This is a genomic window from Candidatus Neomarinimicrobiota bacterium (assembly GCA_041154365.1).
Taxonomy (GTDB): Bacteria; Fidelibacterota; Fidelibacteria; order Fidelibacterales; family Fidelibacteraceae; genus Fidelibacter; species Fidelibacter multiformis.
In genome coordinates, this window is record AP035449.1 from 2402111 (window position 1) to 2428785 (window position 26675).

At 46.0% G+C, this 26675-nt stretch carries 20 protein-coding genes; 3 read left to right on the forward strand and 17 right to left on the reverse strand.

Annotated features, from left to right (window positions below; genetic code table 11):
- Window positions 1–69: 69 nt before the first annotated feature.
- From strainIA91_RS10265 to strainIA91_RS10285, 5 genes are all read right to left on the reverse strand, one after another.
- Window positions 70–1116, reverse strand: coding sequence for a glycosyltransferase family 2 protein (locus tag strainIA91_RS10265; protein ID WP_400166688.1), 1047 nt, complete (start codon window positions 1114–1116; stop codon window positions 70–72).
- Between the two features lie 32 nt (window positions 1117–1148).
- Window positions 1149–3794, reverse strand: a complete 2646-nt coding sequence (locus tag strainIA91_RS10270; protein ID WP_400166689.1) for a protein O-mannosyl-transferase family — start codon at window positions 3792–3794, stop codon at window positions 1149–1151.
- Between the two features lie 93 nt (window positions 3795–3887).
- The gene (gene recG / locus strainIA91_RS10275; RefSeq protein ID WP_400166690.1) at window positions 3888–5966 is read right to left on the reverse strand and encodes an ATP-dependent DNA helicase RecG; all 2079 of its coding nucleotides are present in this window, start codon (window positions 5964–5966) and stop codon (window positions 3888–3890) included.
- Between the two features lie 6 nt (window positions 5967–5972).
- Window positions 5973–7289, reverse strand: coding sequence for a hypothetical protein (locus strainIA91_RS10280; RefSeq protein ID WP_400166691.1), 1317 nt, complete (start codon window positions 7287–7289; stop codon window positions 5973–5975).
- A gap of 29 nt (window positions 7290–7318) precedes the next feature.
- The gene (locus tag strainIA91_RS10285; RefSeq protein ID WP_400166692.1) at window positions 7319–9973 is read right to left on the reverse strand and encodes a valine--tRNA ligase; all 2655 of its coding nucleotides are present in this window, start codon (window positions 9971–9973) and stop codon (window positions 7319–7321) included.
- Between the two features lie 559 nt (window positions 9974–10532).
- On the opposite strand from strainIA91_RS10285, the gene strainIA91_RS10290 reads away from it, so the two are divergent.
- The 3 genes from strainIA91_RS10290 to queF are packed head-to-tail and all read left to right on the forward strand — an operon-like array spanning window position 10533 to window position 12512.
- Window positions 10533–10964 carry a GNAT family N-acetyltransferase gene (locus tag strainIA91_RS10290; protein WP_400166693.1) on the forward strand — a complete coding sequence of 144 codons (432 nt, stop codon included), beginning with the start codon at window positions 10533–10535 and terminating at the stop codon, window positions 10962–10964.
- Complete coding sequence (gene mqnC / locus strainIA91_RS10295) at window positions 10961–12100, forward strand: cyclic dehypoxanthinyl futalosine synthase (protein WP_400166694.1); 1140 nt, start codon at window positions 10961–10963, stop codon at window positions 12098–12100. Before strainIA91_RS10290 ends, mqnC begins: the two co-directional genes overlap by 4 nt.
- Window positions 12101–12131: 31 nt before the next feature.
- Window positions 12132–12512 carry a preQ(1) synthase gene (gene queF, locus strainIA91_RS10300; protein ID WP_400166695.1) on the forward strand — a complete coding sequence of 127 codons (381 nt, stop codon included), beginning with the start codon at window positions 12132–12134 and terminating at the stop codon, window positions 12510–12512.
- A gap of 773 nt (window positions 12513–13285) precedes the next feature.
- Here queF and strainIA91_RS10305 read toward each other — a convergent pair.
- The 12 genes from strainIA91_RS10305 to strainIA91_RS10360 all read right to left on the reverse strand — a co-directional run bounded on the left by strainIA91_RS10305 (window position 13286) and on the right by strainIA91_RS10360 (window position 26648).
- Window positions 13286–13870, reverse strand: coding sequence for a FumA C-terminus/TtdB family hydratase beta subunit (locus strainIA91_RS10305; protein WP_400166696.1), 585 nt, complete (start codon window positions 13868–13870; stop codon window positions 13286–13288).
- Window positions 13863–14750 carry a fumarate hydratase gene (locus strainIA91_RS10310; protein WP_400166697.1) on the reverse strand — a complete coding sequence of 296 codons (888 nt, stop codon included), beginning with the start codon at window positions 14748–14750 and terminating at the stop codon, window positions 13863–13865. Before strainIA91_RS10310 ends, strainIA91_RS10305 begins: the two co-directional genes overlap by 8 nt.
- 12 nt (window positions 14751–14762) lie before the next feature.
- The gene (locus tag strainIA91_RS10315; protein WP_400166698.1) at window positions 14763–15620 is read right to left on the reverse strand and encodes a 2-oxoacid:ferredoxin oxidoreductase subunit beta; all 858 of its coding nucleotides are present in this window, start codon (window positions 15618–15620) and stop codon (window positions 14763–14765) included.
- Between the two features lie 2 nt (window positions 15621–15622).
- Window positions 15623–17407: a 2-oxoacid:acceptor oxidoreductase subunit alpha gene (locus strainIA91_RS10320; RefSeq protein ID WP_400166699.1), complete on the reverse strand. Its 1785-nt coding sequence runs from the start codon at window positions 17405–17407 to the stop codon at window positions 15623–15625.
- Between the two features lie 226 nt (window positions 17408–17633).
- Window positions 17634–19151, reverse strand: coding sequence for a carboxypeptidase M32 (locus tag strainIA91_RS10325; protein WP_400166700.1), 1518 nt, complete (start codon window positions 19149–19151; stop codon window positions 17634–17636).
- A gap of 85 nt (window positions 19152–19236) precedes the next feature.
- Entirely contained in the window at window positions 19237–19893 is a 657-nt protein-coding gene (locus strainIA91_RS10330) for an energy transducer TonB (protein ID WP_400166701.1), read from the reverse strand.
- A gap of 13 nt (window positions 19894–19906) precedes the next feature.
- A complete protein-coding gene (locus strainIA91_RS10335) occupies window positions 19907–20317 on the reverse strand; it encodes an ExbD/TolR family protein (RefSeq protein WP_400166702.1) in 411 nt (136 codons plus the stop codon).
- Between the two features lie 13 nt (window positions 20318–20330).
- Complete coding sequence (locus tag strainIA91_RS10340; RefSeq protein WP_400166703.1) at window positions 20331–20729, reverse strand: ExbD/TolR family protein; 399 nt, start codon at window positions 20727–20729, stop codon at window positions 20331–20333.
- Between the two features lie 15 nt (window positions 20730–20744).
- On the reverse strand, window positions 20745–21356 hold the full coding sequence (locus strainIA91_RS10345; RefSeq protein ID WP_400166704.1) for a MotA/TolQ/ExbB proton channel family protein: 612 nt from the start codon (window positions 21354–21356) through the stop codon (window positions 20745–20747).
- A 99-nt stretch (window positions 21357–21455) separates the two neighbouring features.
- Complete coding sequence (locus tag strainIA91_RS10350) at window positions 21456–23036, reverse strand: S41 family peptidase (protein WP_400166705.1); 1581 nt, start codon at window positions 23034–23036, stop codon at window positions 21456–21458.
- Window positions 23037–23102: 66 nt separating this feature from the next.
- Complete coding sequence (locus strainIA91_RS10355; RefSeq protein ID WP_400166706.1) at window positions 23103–24269, reverse strand: serine hydrolase domain-containing protein; 1167 nt, start codon at window positions 24267–24269, stop codon at window positions 23103–23105.
- Window positions 24270–24347: 78 nt separating this feature from the next.
- Window positions 24348–26648: a sialate O-acetylesterase gene (locus strainIA91_RS10360; RefSeq protein WP_400166707.1), complete on the reverse strand. Its 2301-nt coding sequence runs from the start codon at window positions 26646–26648 to the stop codon at window positions 24348–24350.
- Window positions 26649–26675: the final 27 nt, after the last annotated feature.

The window sequence follows — 26675 nt, forward strand, 5'->3', positions numbered from 1 at the left end:
AATCACTGTTATTCATGATTCATTTATATCATTATACAATTTTATTTTATTTTTTACAAGTGAAGCCGGTTACAAAGGAGAATTCTTTGTTTTTATGATTTCGGAAAATGTTTTTTTTCCAAAAATGTAAACCTTGAGAGGGATGGGAAATGGAACCATTTTATTTTGAATCTGAACATCACTGACTTTACGCATGCATTGATGCTTCCGGTGTTTTTTTACCAGGTAAGGCAGATGGCATAAAAGCCAGATATAAGCGGCAAACAGGGCGGCAACCCGTTTGAAATCTCCCTTGATCAGGGCAAATCCTCCCGACAGACAATCCAGAACGAAACGGAGGGGTGCGATCCATAACAGTGAAAGGACTGAATAATTGGCCAGAAGCATGATCAGATTGTTCCGGTGATTCAGGTATTTTTTGCGGTAGGAGTCGGGAGGCAGGGTCCATCCCGAATGGTGCCAGATAACCGAATCAGGAATGCAATAGGCGGACCACCCCAGCAAATGAAAACGCCAATGCAGATCAATTTCTTCCATGTGGGCAAAAAAGGTTTCATCAAACAGTCCGCTCTCGTCCAATGCTTTTTTCCGAACCATGAAAGCAGTTCCACTGGACCAGAATATTTCCATGGGTGTATCGTATTGCCCCTGATCGGTCTCCAGGTAATCAAAAAGTCTGCCTCTGGCAAAGGGATAGCCGTAGTAGTCCAGAAAACCACCAGCTGCACCTGAATAGTCAAAGCGGTCCCGTTGACTGTAGGAAAGAATTTTGGGCATCACCGTGGCTGTACGGGGATGGGTATCCAACCATTCAACCATTGCTTCAATCCAGGTTGGTTTGTGAATGGTGTCATTATTTAAAATTAAAAGATATTCCCCTTGTGCATGAGTCACGCCCACATTGCATCCCCCGGCATAACCCAGGTTCTTCTGATTCCGGATGATTTGTACCTGGGGATGTTCTTTTTCAACCATCTCGAGACTATCATCGGTGGACCCGTTATCTACCAAAAGAATCTCAACATGGGGATAGGTGGACTGTTTCAGCGAGTCCAGACATTCTTTAAGAATATCCCGGCCATTATAATGGGGAATAATGATACTGACTTTGATCATAGAAAAAAAGGGGGCTTTGGCCCCCTGCTTGTTTATTCCTGTTGGGTTTGTTCTTCTTTTAGTTTAAGAATCTGTTCTTTCATCTGAAGGGCATTGGGATCTCCAGGAGCCACATCGCTCAGCCAACGATCCAGCAATTCCAGGGCTTGGTCAAATTTTCCGGCTTCCCGGTAAATCAGCGCAAGCATCCCCACGGTTCTGGCATCCCGGGGACGGAGCAGATAGGCATTTTCCATGACGGACGCGGCTTTTTCGTAATCCTGCAAATCCATATAGTAAACCTGTGCAGCATTGAAATACTCGTTATAACCCAGATTTTCCCGGCTCACATAGCGTTCCACCCGTTCCAGCATTTCAGACGTATCACCGGTTTCCAGATAGAGTCTTCCCATCTGAAGCATGAGTTCAGGATGATAGATGGGGATATTTTCTTCCGGGATTTTTTCCTCGAGAAAATCCAGGAGATACCCGGCTTTTTCCTTTTCCCCCTCTTCAAGAAAAGCCATCACGGCCTGCATGGCACAGGTCCTGTAATTCTGCATTAACCGCTTGATGTTGTTGTTCAGGAACACATCGGGATTGGCAAGATTTCTGAACCGGTATGTTTGGGTAAAGTTTTCATAGATCTTGTCCGGATCCACGTGGGAGACTTTTTTCGGATGCAAACGCATTGCGAGTCCTTCCATGGAGAGATACTCTCCAAGGCCGATACGGTTATCATCAGGAACCGTGACGGCAAAATAAACCGGTCGTTCCCAGGCAGCCGCCCGGGCCAAAATATAAATCATCTGATCCTGTACCCTGAGTCCCATATCCCGGTAACCCGGATCCATACGCCAGGTGATTTCCCCTTTGGGATTCAATTCCTTGGGGACTTCAATAGACATTTCCCGGGATTTCCAGGGGATGACTGTCATCTGTTCAATCTGCTCATCCGGCAGTGGAATGTCCAATTTGGGTTCATTGTGTTTGAGCTGGAGAATGTACCATGGGGTATTTAAAAGACTCAAATTGACAACCCTGACATCTGTGCGGACCTTTTCTACCTCCTGCATATACCAGAGGGGAAAGGTATCGTTATCGCCATTGGTAAAAATGATGCCGTTGGGTGCAACGGAATTCAGCAAGTTATAGGCATAATCCGATGCCACATAATTGCCATGGCGGTTATGTTCCTTATAATTGGCCCGGAGCATATTCACCGGAAGCACCAGCAGAAGCACCACAGCGGTGGCCGGCACCAGCCAGGATTTGACTTTTTTGTTTTTCAGCCTGTCCACCCAGTTGAGTATACCGTAAACACCCAGGCCGATCCAGATAGAGAAGGCAAAGAAGGATCCCACATAGGAATAATCCCTTTCGCGGGGCTGTGGGTCGGGCTGATTCAGATAGATCACGATGGCCAGGCCGGTCATGAAAAAGAGGGCCAGAACCGACAAGGCCCTGTTCCGGTCCCGCATAAAGTGGTAAAACATGCCAAACCATCCCACAAGAAAAGGAATCCCCCATAATTTTGAAGGATCCAGCTGATCACCGGTCCGCCCGATAAACTGCCAGTTGAAATACCGGACATACATTTTTTTCACCTGGTATTTCCAGAAAAAGTCCCAGGGACCGGCGTACTGATTCCGGTTTGGAGATTCCCGCCATCGGGCTGAGCGGTCAGACGTAATATCTCCATACTGTTCCCGTTCCAGATAAGCAACTGCCTGACGGACCGATTCGGGATCGTTTTCATCAATATTGGGATTTTTCAGGGAACGGATAAAAATCGTTTCATAGGAAGAGTATCCAATGGTAATCAGTGCCAGGCCAATGAGGGCGATCTGGGTCCATTTCCAGGCAGGGGCATAATTTTTCAGAAGAGATTTCATCACCAGATAAGCCATAAAAATAATCAGGAGAATAACGGCGATGGCCAGGGGAAATGAGATCGCGGCGGGATTGATACCCATGAGCAGGGCCAGACGGGCCGTCCCCCGGATAATACCCGTATTGATAATCACAAAATAAAGTCCAGTTACGGCAGCCAGAAGGATCAGTGGCCCCCATTTGAATTCTTTATAGCGGAAATAGATAATCAGCGCGATAAAGGGGAGTGCCAAAAGATTCAGCATGTGTACACCGATGGCAAGTCCGATAAGGTAGGCAATAAGAATCAGATACCGCTCACCATGGACATGGTGTTCATCGGCTTCATGCCACTTAAGAACCAGCCAGACAACAATTGCCGTAAAGAAAGTACTCATGGCATAGACCTCGGCTTCCACGGCATTGAACCAATGGCTGGTTGTAAATGCAAATGTCATGGCACCGATGAAGGCACTGAGATAGACCATCCACTGTTTGTTTCCGTTCTGATCTTTTGTTGTAAAAAAATGGCTGAATTGAATGATAATCAAATACAGGAGAAGAACGGCACCGGCAGAGGCAATGGGAGACATCAGATTCATCCGCCATCCAATATCGGGATTCAGTGGAATCAATGTAAAGAAACGTCCTAAAATAAGAAAAATCGGACTCCCCGGAGGATGAGGGACACCCATAATATAGGATGTTGCAATGAACTCCCCGCAATCCCAGAATGATAGTGTGGGAGCCATGGTTCTGAAATACACTACAAACGATCCGAGAAGGGCAATCAGTCCCAACCAGAATTTCATCTTATCTTTTGTCATGAGTCCTTTCCTGTTTTTATATCAAAGGCATTAAAAAGTATATCCTTATAGATCTGCCAATCACAATGGTTCCTTTTCTGTTTTCGAAGAGCATTAGCCAATGGTGGCATAATCTAATTTATCCCGATAATGTTTCAAAAAGAAATCCAGGAGGTTTCTATGGCGCGGCAAAAGGATCTGGGGATCTTTTTCAACCAGTTTAAAGGCTTCTTTCCGTGCTTTGATCATAATTGGCATATCACTGACAAGGTCGGCTATCTTGAGTCCGGAATCCCCATGCTGCCGGGTGCTGAAAAACTCTCCGGGGCCTCGTAGCTGTAAATCCGCTTCGGCAATTTCGAAACCGTCGGAACTTTTTTCCAGAATACGCAGGCGGGTATTACCCTGTTCGGTATTTTTCCGGTTTACCAATAAACAATAACTTTGCTCGGCACCACGTCCTACCCGTCCACGGAGTTGATGAAGCTGGGTGAGTCCGAACCGTTCGGCATTTTCAATCATCATGATGCTTGCATTGGGGACATCCACGCCGACTTCAATCACTGTCGTAGAAACCAGTATATGGATTTTCCCGCCCTTAAAATCCTGCATCACCGCTTCTTTTTCCCGGGAAGGAGTTCTTCCGTGCAAAAGAGCGACTTTCAAATCGGGAAAAATCTCATCCCGCAATTCCTCATACCCGGCTTCTGCCGCTTTCAGATCCATTTTTTCACTTTCGCTGATCAGGGGATACACTACGTAAATCTGGCGGCCCTTTCGAACTTCCTTCCGGATAAAATCATAGGCTAGTGCCAATCCGCCAGGAGTAACCACGCGTGTCCGGACTGTTTTACGGCCCGGCGGCATTTCATCGAGGATGGATACATCCATATCCCCGTAGAGAGAGAGTGAAAGGGTCCGGGGGATGGGTGTTGCCGTCATGGACAGGACATGTGGATTCATCCCCTTTTTTATCAGTAGTCCCCGCTGATCCACTCCAAATCGATGTTGTTCATCCACTACAACAAAACCCAGTTTACTGAATGTTACCCCCTCCTGAATCAACGCATGGGTTCCAATGACAATGGGAGTCTGTCCGTTGGCAACATGGGTCAGGCTTTCACGTTTTTGTGCCGCACCCAGACGTCCTGTCAGCAAAGCAACCGGAATATTTAATGGCATAAACAGCTGGTTGAAATTGATGTAATGCTGATTGGCCAGAATTTCCGTAGGAGCCATGATAGCGCTTTGATAACCATTATCTATCATAATGGCTGCGGCTGCGGCTGCAACCAACGTTTTCCCGCTGCCTACGTCTCCCTGAAGCAGACGGTTCATGATGTGACCGGAACGTAAATCCTCATAAATTTCCCGGATGACCCTTTTTTGCGCATTCGTCAAATCAAAGGGAAGGGAGTGATAAAGTTTGTGAATCAAATCACCGGCATGTGAACACACATAGGGACTTTTTTGCTCCCGAATGGTTTTTTTCTTGATGGCCAGGAGCAGTTGAAGCATGAACAATTCCTGGAACTTGAAGCGGAACCACCCCTTTTTCAACGATGCTTCATCATCAGGAAAATGCATTTGATACAGGGCATCCCGGTAGGGTAAAATCCGGATTTGATGAAGCACATCGTCGGGCAGGGGATCCGGTAACTGGGGTGGACATTGATTAAAGAGGCGGTTGAAAATTCTTCGGAAGACCCGGGAATTGAGTCCGCGTTTTCGAAGTTCCTGAGTCAGAGGATAAACCGGTACCAGCATTCCTGTGTTCAGCTGATCACGATCCACAAAATCAAAATCCGGATGGGTCATGGTATGGCCGCGGAAAAAATCCACTTTTCCACTGACTGATATCGTCTCACCCGGTTTGAGGACTTTCTGAATCCATTGGTGTCCCTGAAACCAGTTCAGGGTCATATAGCCCGTGGCATCCCGGAGTGTTACATGAAGGATTTTCCGGCGCCGGTGTTGCTGGAGAACACTATTCACCACTTCACCCACCACCGTGCATTCTTCTCCGGTTACCAAATTCCCAATGCTTTTGATGGTGGTTCTGTCCAGATAACGGCGCGGAAAATAGGTTAACAAGTCTTCAACGGTCGCAATACCCATATCATTAAGAATCGTTTCCCGGGCACGACCTATATAAGGGACTTTTCCTACATTCTGATCTAAAAAGGGGTGCACGGCTCCTTACCGGTAACTGACATAACAGGTATATTCAACCGTCACGGATCCCCCCCCCTTCAATGACAGGGGAATTTCCAGTTCCGTAGCGGATTTTTTCTCCGTTTTATGGCTTGTGTTTTTCACCGTCCAGTTTCCATGCCAGCGATCCCGGAGAATTACAGGGAGTGTTTTATCACTTTGATTGCGGATCTCATAGCGGATACGGCCTTCCGCCGTTTCTCTTTCCCGTTGATAATCCAGGATGATTCTTTCATACACCAGATCAAAGGATTTCCCCGGTGATACGGTCAACGGTTCACCGGCAGGCGTATTGGGGACTGAAACTTCGCCGGCGAAAACACCTTTTTCATCAAAAATCCGGAGTATTCCTTCGGGAAGGATAAGGTCGTTCTTACCTGTTTTTTTCATATTCAGGGTTAATTCCAAATCGGCATGGAGTGGTATCGATCCTGAGGAAGAAAAGGAATTGCCGGTTACGATATACACTTTTTCAGGTGTCAGTTCTACTGGTTCAGCCAGCGCTTCCCTGAAATCGGTTCGCGGAAGAAAGGTCACAAAGTCTTTGAGTTTGAAAATATAATTATCCCCTGAACTTTGCGGTGCTTCGGCAGCTGAAGCTGACTCGGCGGCATAATTCATGCCCATTCCCTTGGGAGCTCTCATCATCATGTCTTCCCGTACCACCTGCCCGGTTTTCACATCACCGGCCAATAGGGTAACTTTTGCATTCATCAGGGTTCCGCTTCCCCGGTTGGTCAGCCGGAACCAGGGTGAAAAAACGGCTTTCTCGTCATTTATCCATCGAAGTTCATATTCAGCAGACCAGGCAAAATCACCCGTTTGAAAACCGTAATGCACGGGTACAATCCGTTTTTTTGAAGAGAGAGGCGGCGGAAAAAATTCCAGGGTTTTATCGATAGGAAGCTCGGAGATTTCATAATAGAGGATGTTGGACGGATCAATCAAAAGGATTCCATCGTCTTTCCCGACATAGAGTGTATTGTCCTTGAATTTCAGAAACCGCCCCCGGATATCCAGACTTTCTTTCAGAACCAGATGGATATCTGTTCCTTCTTCAAGTTCAAATAAACCGAACCGGGGATAAGAAAAACGGAGTAAACCTTCCGGTTTCCCTGATTTCCATACAGTACCGGGCCGTACATTCATTCCATAGGTAGGTAAATAGAGTCTTTCATGAATCTCTGTGGGCTCCTCTTCGAGAGTTACCCAGGCACCAGCGTTGGGTAAAATCAATATTTCAGGGACACCCGCCCCGAGTGTTGAGCAAAGGAATAATAAAATCATCAACAGACGAAACATAGACACCTCCATCCGGGATTACATAACCCTTAATCGTCCAGGCGGGCCAGATTTGCCTTAAGCAGGGAGAGATTATCTTCCATGGATTTTTCTTTATCCCGCTCATACTGCACGACATTTCCCGGAGCTTTTCGGATAAAATTGGGATTTTGCAGTTTTTTCCTCACACCGGACAGATGTTTTTCCAGGTTATCAATCTCTTTTTTCAAACGGTTTTTTTCCTTATCCACATCGATCAGGCCGGCCAGAGGGACATAAATTTCAAGATTTTCAACGACTGCAGCGGCGCTGAGTTTCGGTTTTTCAAGATTTTCTTTAATCATCAGGCTTCCAACTTTCGCCAGGGCACGGATATATTCCTCTTTTTCCTGCAGGACAGACCGCTGGTCAGGATTTCCTCCATGAATCAGGACATCGGCTTTCTTAGACGGGGGGACCGTCATTTCGCTGCGGATCGTCCGGATTGCCGTAATCACATCCATCAAGAGCCGCATTTCCTCTTCTGTCTTATCCACACCGGGAATTCCAGGGATTTCCGGCCAGTTGCTCACCATGATATCCGGCTCATCCTCCTGTTTGACCGATTGCCAAATTTCCTCAGTGATAAAGGGTGCAAAGGGGTGAAGGAGTTTGAGGATGTTTCTTAGCACATAAACAGCTGTTCCAAGGGAACTCTCTTTTCTGGCAGGGTCATCCCCGTAAAAACGGGATTTGATCAGTTCAATATACCAATCGCAAAAATTGCTCCAGGTGAAATCGTAAATATCTTTCGCCGCATCATTAAAACGATATTTTTTCAGATTTTTATTCACTGATTTAATTGTAGACTGCAATTTCCCCAGAATCCAGAGATCCGGTGTTTCCAGATTCATATTCCGGGGATTAAAGCGTTTGAAATCATAATCATGGGGACGGTTCATCAGGACAAAACGGCTGGCATTCCAGAGTTTATTCATAAAATTCCGTCCAACTTCAATGCGGTTTTCGTCAAAAAGAATATCCTGTCCCTGAGGAGCAATCAGCATAATCCCAAAGCGCAGGGCATCGGCGCCAAAACGGTCAATCAAATCGAGAGGATCGGGAGAATTTCCCAGAGATTTGCTCATTTTCCGTCCCTGGGCATCGCGAATGAGTCCGGTGTAGTAGACATTTTTAAAAGGGATATCCCCCATAAACTCGAGTCCGGCCATGATCATGCGGGCCACCCAGAAAAAGATGATATCCGGGGCGGTCACCAGATCGTCAGTCGGGTAGTAATATTTCAGATCCTCTGTCTTATCCGGCCATCCCAAGGTGGAAAAAGGCCAGAGCCAGGAGCTGAACCAGGTATCTAACACGTCATCATCCTGTTTGATCTTCTCGGAGCCACACCTGGGGCAGTGGTCCGGATCTTCCCGGAGGGCATTTTTCCAGCCACAGGCTTTGCAGGTAAAAACGGGAATCCGGTGTCCCCACCACAACTGCCGGCTGATACACCAATCCTTAATATTCTCAAGCCAGTGATTATAGGTTTTCACCCAGCGATCCGGGCTGAACTGAATGTCTCCATTATTCACTACTTTCAGGGCCGGTTTTGCCAGTTCTTCCATTTTTACAAACCACTGTTCCGATACCCGGGGTTCAATGGGTACATCAGCCCGTTCACTATATCCGACTTTGTGAATATACGTTTCCACTTTGACGAGAGCACCTTGTGCTTCCAGCTCTTTCACAATTTTCTTCCGGGCTTCTTCCCGGGTTAAACTTTCATATCCTGTCCCGGCAGATTCATTCAGGGTCGCATCAGAATGGAAAATATTGATAAAGGGCAGATCATGGCGTTGACCGATTTCATAATCATTGGGATCGTGGCAGGGTGTGATTTTCAGGGCACCCGTTCCAAATTCCCGGTCCACATACGCATCGGCAATGACAGGAATTTCACGGTTTGCCACTGGCAGGATAAGTGTTTTTCCGATAAAGTCCTTATAACGTTTATCATCCGGATGAACGGCCACAGCCGAATCTCCCAGCATGGTTTCAGGACGGGTTGTGGCAATTGTAAGCCCTTTGGATGGATCTTCTTTCAGGGGATAACGGATATGCCACAGATGACCGTGGACCTCTTTATAGATCACTTCTTCGTCGGAAAGGGCCGTCAGTGATACAGGACACCAGTTCACAATGCGGGTCCCTTTATAAATGTACCCTTTTTCATACAGGCGCACGAAAACTTCCCGGACAGCTTTCGAGAGCCCTTCATCCAGGGTAAAGCGTTCTCGTGACCAGTCACAGGACACACCCAGTTTTTTCAACTGTTTGATAATGATGCCACCGTACCGGTTCCTCCAATCCCACACAAGTTTGAGAAAATCCTCCCGGGAATATTCTTTCCGGCTTTTTCCCTTTCGACGTAAATCTTTTTCCACGGCAGTCTGTGTTGCAATTCCGGCATGGTCTGTCCCGGGAAGCCAGAGCGTTTCATATCCCTCCATTCGCGCTTTCCGAACCAGTATATCCTGAAGGGTATTATTTAAAACGTGACCCATGGTGAGCATCCCGGTGACATTGGGTGGAGGAATCATAACCGTATACGGTTTTTTATCCGGATTTGGTTCAGAGTGAAAATAATTTTTCTCTGTCCATGTCTGGTACCATTTGTCTTCAACCTGACTGGGGTCATATAATTTGGGTAGTTCTTTCATAGATTGGTGTGCATCCTGTATTTTTGATTGTCAATAATTTGTTAATTTATGAAACTAATTGAAGAATTGGAAATTGAGAATTGGAAATTGAGAATTGAGAATTGAGAATTGAGAATGGCGTTTCGATACAACAGCTTTGCAGTTTATCTGGTGATCGGTATCTCAATATACCCTGATGAGCAGAGTTATGCGATAACTTTACTGTGGAGATTGATTGTCTGCTTAATCACTGATATTCAATTCATCATACATCATTCTTCATTCATCATTAAATAAAAAAGCCTGCAGCATCTATTTTTGATGAATCCGTTCTTCACGGTGGGTACCTGCCCCCGGGTTCGGCCTTCCTCTCAAAGGAGGCCTGGCTTCCACCGGGATGAGCATGGGTTCCCATAGATTCAATGTTGATTCTCAAAAAATTCGGCTGCAGGCCATCTAATTCAAAGTATTGGAGTTTTCACCGATTTGCAAGATTTTTTGGGGAATTTTTCAGAATTTTCCCCTTGATTTTACCCAACTCATTCATTTTAGTTCACCATGATTTTCTCTAAATTCCGCTATGAAAAGAGTGAATATACGGACATACAGGACTTCTGATTATGAGGCGGTAAAAAATCTTTGGGAAGCTGCCGGTTTGTATCTTTCCCTTTCGGATACCCGTGAGGAACTGCACAAGATGCTGGATAAACACCCAGAATTATTTTTAATAGCAGAAGTAAATGATGTTCTCGTAGGAACCGTTTTGGGTTCTTTTGACGGCCGACGTGGATATGTCCACCATCTGGCAGTCCTTCCTGAGTTCCAAAATCGTGGCTTTGGTTCGGCCCTCTTAAAAGTCCTTGAAGATACATATAGGAGAATGGGGGTAGTCAAGATCCATCTGTTTATTGAAACAGTGAATGCTGAAGTGGAAAGTTATTATCAAAAAAAGGGCTGGCATCGCCGGGATGATTTGATTATGATGAGCAAAACCCTGCGGACAGATTCTTGAAAACAGACGTATATCCCCTTATTGAAAAAATTGAATCCGGTGAACGTATTAGCCGGGAAGAAGGGTTCATTCTACTCCATTGTCAGGATCTATCCTTACTGGCCGTCATGGCAGATATGATCCGCCGGCGCTGGCATCCCCATAACTATGTTACATACATTGTAGACAGGAATATTAATTATACCAATGTTTGCACGGCCGGTTGTGCATTCTGTGCCTTTCACTGTCCACCCGGGTCAGATATGGGATATATCTTATCCCGTGAAAAACTGGCGGAAAAGATTGAGGAAACGAAAACTTTGGGGGGAATCCAGATCCTATTGCAGGGGGGATTGAATCCCGCCTTAAGCCTGGAATGGTTTGAAGATCTCTTCCGTTGGATCAAGGAAGAACATCCGATTCATATTCACGGACTCAGTCCACCTGAAATTCTTTTTCTATCAAAGCAATCCGGACTGTCTGTAAAAGAAACCCTGAAAAGACTGATTGCAGCCGGTCTGGACTCCATTCCCGGTGGCGGGGCAGAAATATTGGCCGATCCGGCACGGAAACGAATGAATGCCTATAAAAAAGCAAGCAGTGATGCCTGGCTTCATGTGATGGAAACGGCCCACCGGCTGGGACTTCTTACAACGGCTACCATGATGTTCGGAGCCGTGGAAACGTTGGAAGAAAGGCTGGAGCACCTGTTGAAAATACGGGATTTGCAAGATCAGTCGACAGTCGGTAGTCGACAGTTGGCAGTGGACAGTCAACAGTCGGAAGCCGGCAGTGGGCAGGACAGGGGCCGTTTTACGGCTTTTATTCCCTGGGTTTATCAGCCCGCGAAAACCCGCCTGGGTGGGAAAAAAGCGTCTTCCTTTGAATACCTGAAAATGGTGGCCGTATCACGTATCCTGCTGGATAACATCCCGAATATACAAGCCAGCTGGGTCACTCAGGGTGGACAGATCAGCCAGCTTGCTCTCCATATGGGATGCAACGACCTGGGTTCAACCATGATTGAAGAAAATGTAGTGGCCGCAACCGGGGTTAAATTTTCAATGTCCCCCCAAAAAATTGAAGCCCTGATCCGGGCTGAAGGTTTTATCCCGGTCCGCCGGAATCAGGCTTATGAAATGATAGAAGATGCATAAAGTCAGAAAATTTGTATAAAAGGAGTAACCTATGGCAAAAGCAGACGGATTATCCCTGCCCTTTGAAAAACCTGAGAAAATCCGGACAGACCTGCTGGAACCCATCCCCTATGCAGGTAATGATCAGGTCATTACGCTGGAATATCCCGAATTCAGCGCGGTATGTCCCTACAGTGGCTTGCCGGACATTGCCCATGTGACCATTGAATATATTCCCAATGATAAAATTATCGAGCTTAAATCCCTGAAATACTACTTCGTTTCATTCCGAAATGTGGGAATCTACCAGGAAGATATGACCAACCGGATTTACGAGGACCTGCAAAAAGTCCTCGGACCCAAAAAATTGAAAGTTAAAACCATATACAACATTCGGGGCGGGATAGAAACGACATGTGTTATGGGGGAATAAGGAAATATCGAGAGTTGGTTTGTATAAGGTAGTCACGAGACAGTTAACAGTCGGCAGTCGGTAGTCGAAAGTCGGCAGTCGAAAGTCGAAAGTCGAAAGTCGAAAGTCAAAAAATCGATTGATTTGATTGACTTGATTAATACATCAGGAGCGCAGCGACGCTAACTTCCAAATTCCAGCTTCCAACTTCCAGGAGATGATTGCCTGCCCCGTGAAATGAGCGCAGTGTATTTCACAGGGGATTGCCTGCCCCGTGAAAAGGGACCCGGTTTACCGGGATATTTCACGGGGGATTGATTCGATTGGTTTGATTGATTTGATTGAAACTCCAGGTGCGAAGCGACGCTAACTTCAGACAGGCCACGGCCTGTCCCTACACCTCGACACACACCAGGAGCGAAGCGACGCTAACTTCCAACTTCCACCTTCTAACTTCTTTAATAGAATTGGCGATTCATTTGATTTAGCACAAGGATTATAAGAGAGATGGAATATATGATTTCGCTTAGGTGACGCCCCCCACCCCGGGGGTAAGATACAGCTAAATGTGACATAAAGCAAGATAATATAGTATTTCATATATATGATGTATCAAATAATTCAATGAATTCAAAGCAGGGGATCACTCCCATTAAATCTTGATTTTCAAGATGATATGCTTAGTGGCGATATCTTGTTAAACAGGTTATCCATCCCGGAAAAAATCAAAGTATATTTATATGAAAGTCTGTGCATCATAAAATAACACATTAAATTCGCAGATAATTTAAGGCTTAGACATCAATATGCAGTAATTTCTTCCGAATCTCATCTGAGTGATGAAAGATTTTATCGTGAAGAGATCCGCCATGGGAATCCATAGTGACTACAGCCGGAAAGTCCCGGACATCAATCACCCACATGGCTTCCGGTACGCCGAATTCTTCCAGTTTAAACACGGTATGGACCTTTACAACCGATTCAGCAATCAAAGTTGCCAGTCCGCCAATGGCATGAAGATATACAGCTCCATTTGTTTCCAGGGCTTTAAGCGTTTCAGGTCCCATTCCTCCCTTGCCGATCACACCCCGGAGTCCGTATTCCTGAATAACAGTCCCCTGATACGGCTCTTCCCGAATGGATGTGGTGGGTCCTGCTGCTACAAACTCCCAGTCATTTCCTCTCTTTTTCACAACGGGACCGCAGTGATATATCATGGTATCTTTCAAAAAATCCCGGACAAGATCAGGCCGTTCTTTCACAAGCCAGACATGTGCCGCATCCCGGCCGGTCACAAGACGACCGTTTAACGAGACTTCATCACCGACCTTAAGTTTTCGGATTGTCTTTTCATCGATAGGAAGTTTTAAATCAATCATAACTTACCTCATCCGGTGTAAAGCGCATGCTGTGTTTCCGGTCCGCCCAGCACATATAGGCTACTGAGACAAAAAAAGATGCAGGCAGGCGGTGGGCTACCCCAATTTTGACAGCCAGGGCCGTGGTTTTTCCTCCGAATCCCATGGGACCGATACCCAATGAATTCAAATCCTTCAAAAGCCGGAATTCCAATTGGGCCAGTTCGGGGTCAGGATGTGTATCATCCAGGCGTCGGAAAAGCTGCTTTTTTGCAAGCATCATCCCACTGGAACGATCTCCTCCCACGCCAACACCCAGAATTCCCGGAGCACAACCCCGTCCCTGCGCTTTTACCACAGCATCGACAACGCTTTTATATACACCCTCCAGGTCCCGGCCGGCTTTCAATGTAACATCCGGCAATGTATATTGGGTGGAGACATTTTCACATCCTCCCCCTTTTAACAACAGCTTTACACCGATCGCCGGCTCATCCCATTCCTCAAAATGGATATAGGGGGCAAACACACCCGTATTATCTCCGGAATTTTTACCTGTCACCGGATCCACCGCATTGGGTCGCAGATAAACTTTTTCCGTAGCCTCACGGGTCGCTTCCCGGATCAACGTATCAATCCGTCGCATGGAAACACCCAGGGGCAGGGTCACTTCGTACATATTTGTCCCTGTGTCCTGGCAGATGGGAGTACTTTTTTCCCGGGCTCTTTCGATATTTTTAAGGATTGCAGAAAGCACTCCCCGGGCTGCACTCCCTTCATCTTCATTCTCCCGGGCAGTCTGAATCGCCCGGACCACATCTGGTGCAAGATCGGTAGATGCACGGCGAATTAATTCCAGAACTGCCGCTCGGAATGCATGATCCTGAAAATCGAGTTTCATGGGGAATGACCCTTATGGTTCAAATTGTTTTAACAAATTAAGGATTTCCGGTTTCCCCATTTTTTCCGAAACCTGCTGCATTTTGCGCATTATATCAGTATAAATGGGGCGATCCTGCCTGTAAATCACACCCAGGCGGATAAAATCATTATCATTGGCAATATCAAACGCCCGGACTTCATCTGTCGGTTGATAATCTTCCGGGAGATGACGGACCTTTTCGCGGATCAGTTTAAACTGTTCTACCCCCCGAAATGTAGGACAGGGACTCAAGACCTCCACAAAGGAAAAGCCCCGGTGCTGAATCGCCTGGGTAATCACCTCAATGGCGTTTTTGGGATCTCCGGAAAAAACTCTGGCGACAAATGAGGCTTTATAGGCAATCATCATCCGGACCGGATTGATCGGCTCGTCCATGTTTCCGTAAAAGGTAGTTTTTGTCTGTTCACCCACAGGTGTGGTGGGTGAAGCCTGACCCTTGGTAAGGCCATAGATATTGTTGTTCATGACGATATAGGTCATATCAATATTTTTCCGGGCGGCATGGGGAATGTGTCCAGCCCCAATGGAAAATCCGTCTCCATCGCCTCCCACGGCAATCACCTTGATATCCGGGTTACTGAGTTTAACTCCGGTTGCCAGGGGAATAGCTCTGCCGTGAATCCCGTTAAACCCATATGTGTTGATATAGCCTGGTAACCGGCTTGAACAACCGATTCCTGATATAAGTGCCATTTGATGAGGAGGTATTTGAAGCTTTACAAAGGCCTGCATCAAAGCATTCAACACACCATAATCACCACACCCGGGGCACCAGATGGGTTTCAGATCACTTTTATAATCTTTGAGGGAATATTTTACTTCATCCATGCTTAGGCATCCTTCTTTTCATATTCTTCAACGATTTTATCGTATATCTGTCCGACAGTAAAGGGAGCACCGCCTGTCTGACGGTAGGAAACCGTTTCAACGCCAAAATCGCCAAAGCGGACAAATCCTCTCAAGTAGCGGCGAAAAGCTCCTGCATATGCCATTTCCACAAAGATAACACGCTTTTTGTGACGCAAGAAATCGTGAAAGGGTTGAATGAGAAAAGGATAGAGAATTTGGGGGATAATCGCCTGTACTTTGATCCCGTTCGCATTTGCCCTGGCGACAGCTTCTTTGACAGCTCCTTTTGTGGATCCCCAGGCAATGACACCCAATTCGGCATCATCCGGACCATAAAAACGTTCAAAGGAGAATTCCCGTTTAATTTCCCGGAATTTTTCCCAACGTTTTTTGGTCATCCTGGAATGAACTGACACGTCTGATGAGGGGAATCCTTTTTCATTGTGTTCAATCCCGGCAGCCTGATACATCCCCTTTTCCATACCAGGCCAGGTAACAGGAGAAATGCCGTTTTTCGTAATTTTAAACCGGTGATAATCTTCCAATTCTTTTTCTGTGGGAGTTATCCGGCGATTGATTTTTTTAAAACCATATTTCAGGTCTCTGAACCGGTTGGGATTAATGGATTCTTTCCGGTGGCCGATAAAGGCATCGGAGAGAACAATGACGGGAAGCTGATATTTTTCTGCTATGTAAAAAGCCAAAACCGTGCAATCAAAACAGTCCTCCACATCGGAAGGGGCAATGACCACTCTTGGGGCATCTCCATGACTTCCCCATATAGCCTGCATGAGATCTGCCTGCTCAGTTTTGGTGGGTATTCCTGTTGAAGGTCCGCCTCTTTGGACATTAATCACCACAATGGGGAGTTCGGCCATACCTGCCAGTCCGATTCCTTCAGACATAAGGGAAACCCCGGGTCCGGATGTGGCGGTCATCGCCTTACGTCCGGCAAAACTGGCCCCCACCACCGCATTGATTGACGCCAGTTCATCCTCCATCTGAATCACCACGCCATTGTAACGGGGAAGATAGACAGACAACCAGTGCATAATTTCCGTAGAAGGGGTAATAGGATAACCGGCATAGAATTCCACCCCGGCATAAAGGGCACCAAAAGCCGTCGCTTCATTTCCTTCCATAACAATCCGGGGATCTCCCGGTGTATATTCAAAAAGGACTGAATCTTTTTTTTCAATCTCTTTTTTTACGTAATCCCGGCCGGCTTTCAGGGCATTGAGGTTCTTTTCGATGACATCATCCCGTTTGCTACTGAATTTTTTCTTGACTGATTTTTCCAAAGCCGTTTTGGGCAGGTTGAAAAGTTCCGAGATAACTCCAAGCATAGCAATGTTTTTCGCCAGAGATGTCCCGGCTGCATTTGTTGCCAGTTGATTAAAGGGGACTTTATACCAGTTCTTTAATTTATCTGCAGGGATCGGAATATTCTCTTCAGAAAATGAATCTTCCGAATCACTGAGGATCACCACATGATCTTCCAGCAGCATTTCAGATTGAAATTTCAGATAGTCTTTCCAGCTAAGAACAACCAGGATATCCAGTTTATCGCCCTGGGTCGCCACCGGTTCACTACTCATCCGGACGCGGACGGAGCTTTCACCGCCCCGGATCTGCGCCCCAAAGCTTTTCAGCATAAAGACAAACAATCCGTCACTGGATGCAGCATTCACCAGAATTTCTCCGGCACTGATCACACCATCCCCACCTGAGCCTGCAATGCCAATTACAATATTATTACTTGCCATTCCTGCAATACTTCCTTCCTCATCTTTTTGGTGATATCGGCCATTTTACGGACACTGTCCACAATACGGCAATATATCCACATTTACTATTTGATTGACAGCTGCTTTCAAACGGAACCCTGCCCATTTTTCAAAGCTTTTGAAGTTACCAAAGAGCTTGGAATGAAACAAGCAAGAGTTCCTTTTCAAAAACTCTGCCGGGCAGGATTGTTGATTCATTTCACATTTATAACAATTTATAAATCACTTTATATTTTTCATTCAGATATTTCAGGAAGGGCTGTGGTGATAATTTCTCACCTGTCACTGATTTCACCAAATCCAAAGGATCCTTCCGACGGCCCAGTGTATGAACATTTTTTCTCAACCAGTTCAGGAGGATTGTAAATTCACCTGCCCGGATGATATCCCAAAAATCAGGATGGTCTTTCACGGCCTGATTGAGAAACTGGGCAGCATAAAGATTTCCCAGGGCGTAGGAGGGAAAATACCCCACAGCACCCATGGACCAGTGGACATCCTGCATCACACCCATTTTATCATCCGGTGGGACAACTCCCAGATATTCTTTCATTTTCTCATTCCAGATTTCTGGTAAATCTGAAACGTTGAGTCCATCATTGATAAGCATCTTTTCGATTTCAAAGCGAAGCATGATATGGAGGGAATAAGTCACCTCATCAGCTTCTACCCGGATCAGGGATGGTTCCACTGTATTGATCATACGATAAAAATCATCAACCAAAGTGTTCTGAAGTACAGGAAAAAGCTCTTTCAGGCGGGGATAGAAATGCTTCCAGAATGAGAGGCTTCTTCCGATCATATTTTCCCACAGGCGGGATTGGCTTTCATGGATACCATAGCTGGCAGCCTGACCGAAAGGTGTGCCGAAGTGCTCAGGCGGTAGTCCCTGTTCATACATGGCATGACCGGCTTCATGAACGGTTGAGAAAAAAGCGGATTTCATATCATTTTCAAAGACACGTGTGGTAATCCGTACATCCGTCGGATGAAATCCTGTGGTAAAGGGATGGGCCGAGCGGTCCTGACGACCTCTTGACATATCATATCCCAGTTTCTGAACCACCTCAAGTCCGAAAGCCCATTGATGGGCCGTATCGAAAGATTTTTTCAGAAGATGATCATCCGGTTTGTCTCCGGAATTTTTAATATTGTCCAGTAGCTTGATTAACCCCTCTTTCAATTCAGAGAAAAGAGCGGTTACCGTCTCTGTTGTCATGCCCGGTTCATATTGTTCCATCAGGGCATCGTAAGGGGTTGTGGTATACCCGTAATAATCAGCCTGTTTACGGCACATGTCCACAATTTTTTCAAGATAAGGCTGAAAGGCTTTGAAATCGTTATTCACCCTGGCTTTAGCCCAAACCTGTTGCGACTGGGAGGTCAGTCTGGAAAATTCCTCGACAAATGAAGCCGGAAGAACTGATGCATAGTGATAATCTTTCCAAACCAGATGCAGCAATCTTGTTGTTTCCTCATCACTTTCATCATTCAGAATATGTCCCGTATTCAAATCCACCAATTTTTCGAGTGCATTTTTAAACCGTTTACCCGTATGAATTTCATGGGCCAGCGCGCTGAGCCATGCCAATTGCTCACTTCGAAATTCGCCGGCTTTTTCAGGCATGTAGGTTTCCTGATCCCACTGGACCAGAGCCTGGACTGATTCGGCTTTAGCATACTCTTTCAGCAGGTCTTTCAGTACTTTCAGGTCTTCTTTCATTTTTCTCTCTCCTTAAAATGTAAAAAGCACACTCAGAAATCCAAGTGTGCTTTATGTAAACAGAGATCCGTCATAAAAGGACGGATTATTTCAGTTTAAAGACGACAGGAATTGCAATCCAGACGCCTACGTTACGGTCTCGCTGTTTTGCCGGTTTAAACCGTGTTTTTTTAATTGCGTCTATTGCGGCTTCATCAAGACCCGTATTGGGAATACCTTTCATAATCACACAATCAGTCACCACACCTTTTTCATTCACAAAGGCCTGGACAATGACCGTTCCTTCGATTTGGGCTTCCCGGGCAATTTCCGGATAGACGATATTACGGAGGATGGCACCGGCACCGCCGACAGGTTCGGGAGGTTCATCATACGGGATAAACCGGACTCTGGGACCGGATTCTTCTTCGTTTTCTTCCGGTGGCGGAGGAGGTGCATCCATCAGCTCAAAATCCTCAAAATCCAGCTCTTCCATCGTAATATCTTCCGCAATCTCTTCGTCCTCACTCATGACGGGAACGGTCGGCCGCTGGGGAGGCGCAGATTGTTGAACCTGCTGTGTGGGCGGGATATCCATCACTTCAATCTGAATCTGAGGTCCTGTGGTTTCGATGGTAGAATCAGATTCAAATTTCGGTGCAAAATAAAATACCAATATCAGGAGGAAAACCACCAGAATACTGGAAACTTCCGCGATAAACACAGACCGTTCTTTGAATCTTTCAAATTGTTTTACAGACATTGACTGTACTCCATTAGTAATTAGCTGTGGTGGCCGAATAATTCACCCGAAGCGCATCGGCTTCACGGAGTTCATTATGAATCTGAGAGATAACCCCCATCTGGACATTCCGGTCCGCCCTGAGGGATACGATCAGCTGGGGATCGGCCACACGTTTGGAATACATAACCTTACTTACATCAGTCGGCTGAATCAATTTATCATCGACGGATATCACACCGTCACGTCCCACAAAAATGTAAGATACATGCCGTTTGGTTTCCACTTTTTCAATTTTACGGGCCTGTGGAAGAATCACTTTCAATCCTTCAAACTGGCGCATGGTTGTCGTCATCATGAAAAAGATTAACAACATGAAAATAATATCAGGCATGGATGATGTGGGAATTTCAGCCTTGAGTTTTGTTGTTTTCTTTATCGCCATAGTATTGCCTTATTTATTCCGAATCGGCGATGGAAATACGGGTAGCATTCGCCAATTTCAACTGATCTATCACTTCAATATAATCCTGGTATTTTGTGTTTTCTGCGGTTTGGACAGAGAAAATCATGAGTGGATTTTGAGAAAGAAGCCGTTGGGCTTCCCGGCTGATTTCCCGGGACTGGACTTCTTTATCATTCATAAGGACTTGTCCGGCAGCATTCACCAGGACATTCGTGATATTTTTGGGATTCACTTTAAATTCCCCGCCTTTACCCGGCAGGACGAACCCAATCCCCTTATCCGGATCGATGGTGGAGACCAGGAGAAAAAAGACCAGGAGCAAAAAAGCAATATCGGACATGGATGCCGAGGGGATTTCCGCTTCTTTACGTTTTCTTTTTTTTACAAGCATAGATTTAATCCGGTCTTATTTTTTCATTTTTTCTGATAACACATCCACCAGGGTTACGGCACTTTTTTCCAGATCGATGACCATTTTGTCAATCCGGCTCATAAACCAGTTCTGGAAAATGGAGATAATCACAGCCACAATAAGCCCGAACAGCGTTGTCAGAAGCGCTTCAGAAATACCACTGGCCACAATGGCGGGGGATATATCATTGGCAGCAGCCACATCGTTAAAGGCCCCGACCATACCGGACACCGTCCCGATAAATCCAAGCATGGGAGCAATGGTAACAACGGTTGTAAGCCAGATCTGATTCTTTTCCAGAAAAGCCATTTCAAGGGCACCGGCAGAATCAATCACTTTTTCTACCCGTTCCAGGCCTTGATCCATGCGGCTGAGGGCTTCGTGATAAATCGCTGCAACCGGGCTGCTGGATTTTTCGCATTCTTCCTTGGCCGCTTCCGGACCTTCTTCCCTGAGGATCGTTTCAATTTTCTTCAGGAATGAGCGGGTTCTGAGTTCGGCAGCTGTAAGAGAATAAAACCGTTCAAATACAATGATGAGTCCAAAAATGAACACACCAAGGATCCAGGGCATAAACGGACCGCCCTTTACAAATAATTCAACCATGGATATGAACCTCCGATCTTAATTGAAAAGTTGTTTCAAACATCATTGCCAGTCATTTTACTCAAAGCAATGTTTAATGTCAATTCTTTTTAACATGGCTCAGGGCTTTAATCCCGGCAGTGCTTTGGCGTCGGGAATATGCTCCAGAGCAGCTTCAAACTGATTGTCGGCAAGGAGGCGCGCTTTGTAAAATGCGTTGTTCCCCCACCACATTTTGGCCATTTCCGATTTCAGTTGCATCTCAACATAATCTTTATCTTTTTGAAGATCTTCAAGGGTTAAAGATTCAACCTTATCCCCTACAAAAGAAAGAAATTCTTCCAGATAATCTTCAGGAAGATCCTCATTAAAAATGAAGTTTTCAGCATCAGCAGGTGCATTGGGATACTCTTTACTTAATTCCTGTGCAAATTTAAAAAAGAGCCGGTCACTGTGCTGGAAGACCTTCACGGTTGGCTTTGACAGGTTCAGGTGTCTTTTGACCAACACATCGGGGGTGATTCCTCCGCCTCCGAAAACGGTCCTTCCGGCTTTGGTTTTATATACCGGTTTATCCGTTGTATCCAAGACCGTTGAATCGGTTTCATCTGCCAATACAATGGATTCATAGTAATCCTGGAGTCCATTGTCGTATGGACGCTGAATCAATCTGCCGGATGGTGTATAATACCGGGCAACCGTCACCCGGACAGCTGACCCGTCTTTCAAGGGCCACTGACGCTGAACAAGTCCCTTTCCAAAACTCGTCTCCCCTACAATCATACCCCGGTCCAGGTCCTGAAGAGCTCCACTGACAATTTCGGAAGCACTGGCTGAACCCCGGTTGATCATGACCACAACAGGCAGGTCTTTAAATTCACCTTTTCCCGTGGCATAAAAGTCTTCATTGGCATTGGGTAAACGACCCTTGGTGTAGACGATCATATCACCGGCATTGAGGAAGTGATCCAGCATTTCCACCGCTTCATTCATATATCCACCGCCGTTATATCGCAAGTCAATGATGAGAGATGTCATGCCCTGCCCTTTTAAATCATGGAGGGCATCAGAAAATTCTTCGGCTGTCTTTTGTGAAAAGCGGTTCACCAGGACATATCCTACATTTTCTTCAACAATAAAATGGGCAAGGACAGAGTAAATGGGAATGTCATCCCGGATAATTTCCACTTCAAAAGGTTCTTCTTCCCCTACCCGTTTTACCGTCAGGGTTACCGTGGTACCTTTGGGACCCCGTAATTTCTTAAAGGTTTCTTCCTGAGTAATCTTATACGCCGATTCACCATTTATCTTGAGGAATTTATCCCCGGATTGCAGTCCCACTCTTTCGGAAGGTGTTCCCACAATGGGGGATATGACCGTAATATATCCATCAATAATATCAAACTCGATGCCAATCCCCTGGAAGTTTCCCTGGAATTCCTCTTTAACAGTCTTCAGTTTATCCTTATTGATGTAGACAGAGTGGGGGTCCAGTTCTTCCAGCATCCCCCGGTATGCCCCTTCCATCGTTTTGGCCCAGTCCACCTCTTCCACATAACTTTCATTGATGATGGAAATGATGTCATTCATAACCGCAATTTTCAGATATAAATCATCAACGGAAGCAGAGATTTTGGGGTAAAAAATAGCTACTGCCAACAATATAATTGTTAGCGTAGAGAGAAAGATTTTCTTTTTCATTGTTTTCATCATTTTCAAAGTTAATCAGCTAATAAATATACACTTTCAGCGTGTAAGTCGAAAGCCTTAATCAGGACTGGAACCGGCAAGTGGAGATTTTGACAGATAATCGATCATCTTTTTCGCCAGATCGGCAGGTTGATGGTTGCTTAGCTGGGCGTTATAAAAAATAATGATTGTTTCAGCTGTTTGGGGATTTCGAAGCATCACGGATGTGAATCCCGGTAGCCCTCCCAGGTGACCATACCAGGATTCATAGCGAAGAATACCGGGGCCGTAATATCCTCCTTCAATAGTAGTGGGTACTTCATGTTCCAGCCGAAACGTATGGCTCTCAGCAGAGATAAGGCTGCCATCCGTCAAACAGACGGCATACTCCCGCAGATCCCGGAGGGTGGAAATCACGGCACCTGCAGCCCAAGCGACGGAAATATCATAGGATTCCGACCAGTCGACAGGAAACCCTGCTTCACCGGTATAATACCCTTTGGGATGAGGTTCAGGCATAGTGTTACCCGACTCGGGAAACGAGGTATAAGATAATCCGCAGGGTTCAAAAATCCGGTCATTCAATTCTTCTAAAAGTGTTCTTCCGGTTATTTGCTCTATGATGCGTCCCAGGATCACGGTATTGGTATTACTGTAATGCCAGGTTTCCCCCGGGTCGGATAAGGGAGTTAATGAGGTTCCCAGGGTGATGAGGGAATCGGGGTGCCACACATGGAGGGGATCCGCCAGTGTCATTTGCATGAAACGGGGGTGTGATGAATAATCAGCGATGCCGCTGGTCATATCCGATAGCATAAGGAGTGTGATGGAATGACTCCGGGGTATATCCGGCCTGAATTGGGACAGTGAATCATCCATAAATAACAAGCCTTCATCAATCAATTGAAACAGGACGGTATTCACCATGGTTTTGGTAATGCTGGCTATTCTGAAGTACATGCCCGTCTCCATAGGTGTTTCTTCCACCAGATCCGCAAAACCCGTGGCATATTCCCAGACTGTTTGGGAGCTGTCGGACCAGTAACCGGCAATGATTCCCGGAACGGGTGTCTGTTCAGCAACTGAATCACAAAGGTTTTCAAGATAGGCTAATCCTTCCCCGGACGATTCCGGAGCCGTATTCCCTCCATTCTCACATCCGGCACTCAGAAGCATCAGAATGAGGAAAAAGTAAAGAAATCCGCAGGACCGGATTTTCTTCAGCGGTATATGTCTGTTATTCATCTTCAGGGCTAACCTTCTTTATTGGTTAAACGTTTCGTCTCATGGAAAACGGAGGAATGGATATCCATGATTGACGCGCTATTTTATCAAAACACACTTTTGTGCCAGATATCGGTTTCCGGCATGGAGTGTAATAACATAGATACCGGAGCTGAGTTTTGAAGCATTCCAAACGAGGCTATGTGTCCCCTTTTCAAAGGGGTCATTTGCAAGTGTGATAACCTGTTCACCCTTGACCTCAAATACGCAGAGTTCCACATGACAATCCTCCGGAAGGGAAAAGTGAATGGTGGTTTGGGGATTAAAGGGATTGGGATATACAGATCGGAGGGTAAATGTCTCAGGATACACTTCTGTATGGATCCCATTACCGGTCTGAATGGTAAAGGCGGCATCACTTGTATCGGCGGCATTGCTATCCCGGTCCAGAATCCGAACCAGGCATTCTGCAGAAGAAATCTCCGGAGCAATCCAGTCGTATGTACCAGAGAAGGCTTCAACCCGGTAGCGGATCGTGTTCCAGTCTGCCCCACCGTCTGCTGAATACTCCAGCTTCACATTTTCCACGTAGGCACTGGTCCAGCTTATCGTAATTGTATCTCCTGCCGTAAACAGTTCACCTCCATTGGGTGTGAGTAGTGTCACAGATTGTTCAATGATGCTGAAATTCACATTGCTCTCATCGGCAATGAGGGAATCGGATAAATCTCTGATACGGATACGGCATGTTTCGCTGTTTATTTTCGGCACCTGCCAGAGATAAAAGCCCTCCTCAGCCGGAAGGCCATAATTGATCATTTGCCAGTCCGCCCCGTCATTCATGCTATATTCAAGACAGACAGAATCTGTGTATTCTGAAATCCATTCAATGTTTTGTTCAGCTCCCGGACTCCAGATTTCACCGCCGTTGGGAGCTGTGATTTTAACAAATTTGTCAGCATGTTCTACAGGGAATTCGTGAAAACTCAGTGCACTATTGCCATGGGTATTATTGATCCAGGGACCTTGATACTTTTCAATGCTGTTGAAATAACTATCATCGGGAAGATAGGTGATATGGGAAATGAAATTAGGGCCACGTAATGTGAGAATCAGGGAATCCCCCCGGGCTTCCCCCTGGGATATCATATTCCGGTCCTCTTCGGGGAAAAAATAATCCTCCATCGTATACACTCCGTCAGGATCAGGCCACAGGAGCGATTGCCCTTCATCAAAAACAAGAATCACCTGCTGTTTCGTGTGGTCATACACGGCATGTTGGATATCCGGTGAGTGAATGCCGGGGGTATCCAATGCATGGTAATAATCCGCCTGGATCAGATCAAAGGTCCGGCCTGCCATTGCCATATAGCCGTCATAACTAAAATGAAGCCCGTCATACCCGGGAAGCCCACAGGTAGCAATGATTTCAAGGTCATATTCCGGGAAAGAATCGGGTAGTGTCCGTTGCATTTCACGAAAGATACCCTGAGCTGTACCCGGACCACCGGGACGGAGCTGATACACATAATAGCGTTCCGGAGCGAAATCCTCCTGCCATGCCTGAATTAGGCGGCTGAAACGCTCAGGATAAGCCAAAGCAGGATTCAAATCTGCATCATTTTCCCCCTGATGCCATAAAATAGCTCGAATACGACTTACACCGCTTTTCCTGATCCGGTAAAGCAATTTGCCATAAATTGTATTCAAATCTTCGGGGTTTTCTTCATTTTTAAAGTGTTCACTGATAGAACTGCCACCGGTTCCGCCATTAAACAGGCAGGTTGGAATTCCTTCTTCTTCCATGATTTTGCGCTGGAGAGCAAGTCCCATAGATCCTACATTGGGACCTGTAGAGGAAGATGCATGGGACAAGGTCCACAGAGTATCTGCAGGATTGTAAACATCATAATTGGAGTTTGTGGTTTTCACACCAAAGGTCCGGCAATACGTATTTTGCCAGGTATCCGAAGCAAAGGCATAGTGTGAATTGGACTGACCCGTCAGGATAAAGGCATCTCCACAGACAATATTCTCTGCCGACCAGACCGGTGTACGAGTGGCAACTGATATCAGGTAAAGGGAAAAATCGTAAGTACTCAATTCTGCATGAATCAGGCATTCAAAGGAGAATGTTGCCTGATTGTTCGAATAGGAGAGATAAGAGGCCTGGGTATTGTACAACGTATCATTTTTGTAACACTCAAGGGCAATGGAATCATATCCTGTTTCAACAACAGTCCCGTTGAGAAAAACCCGGGCTGAATCGGTGTAATCCCGGGTGAACAGCTGATTATTCACGGGTTTATCATTCAAAAGAACCGGACCGCCATTCCCTTCAAGATTTGAAGCATAAAATCCGGCCAGCAGCATTATACTGATCAAACATCTTTTTATCATCTTCTCCTCCGGACATTGCTTAGACGA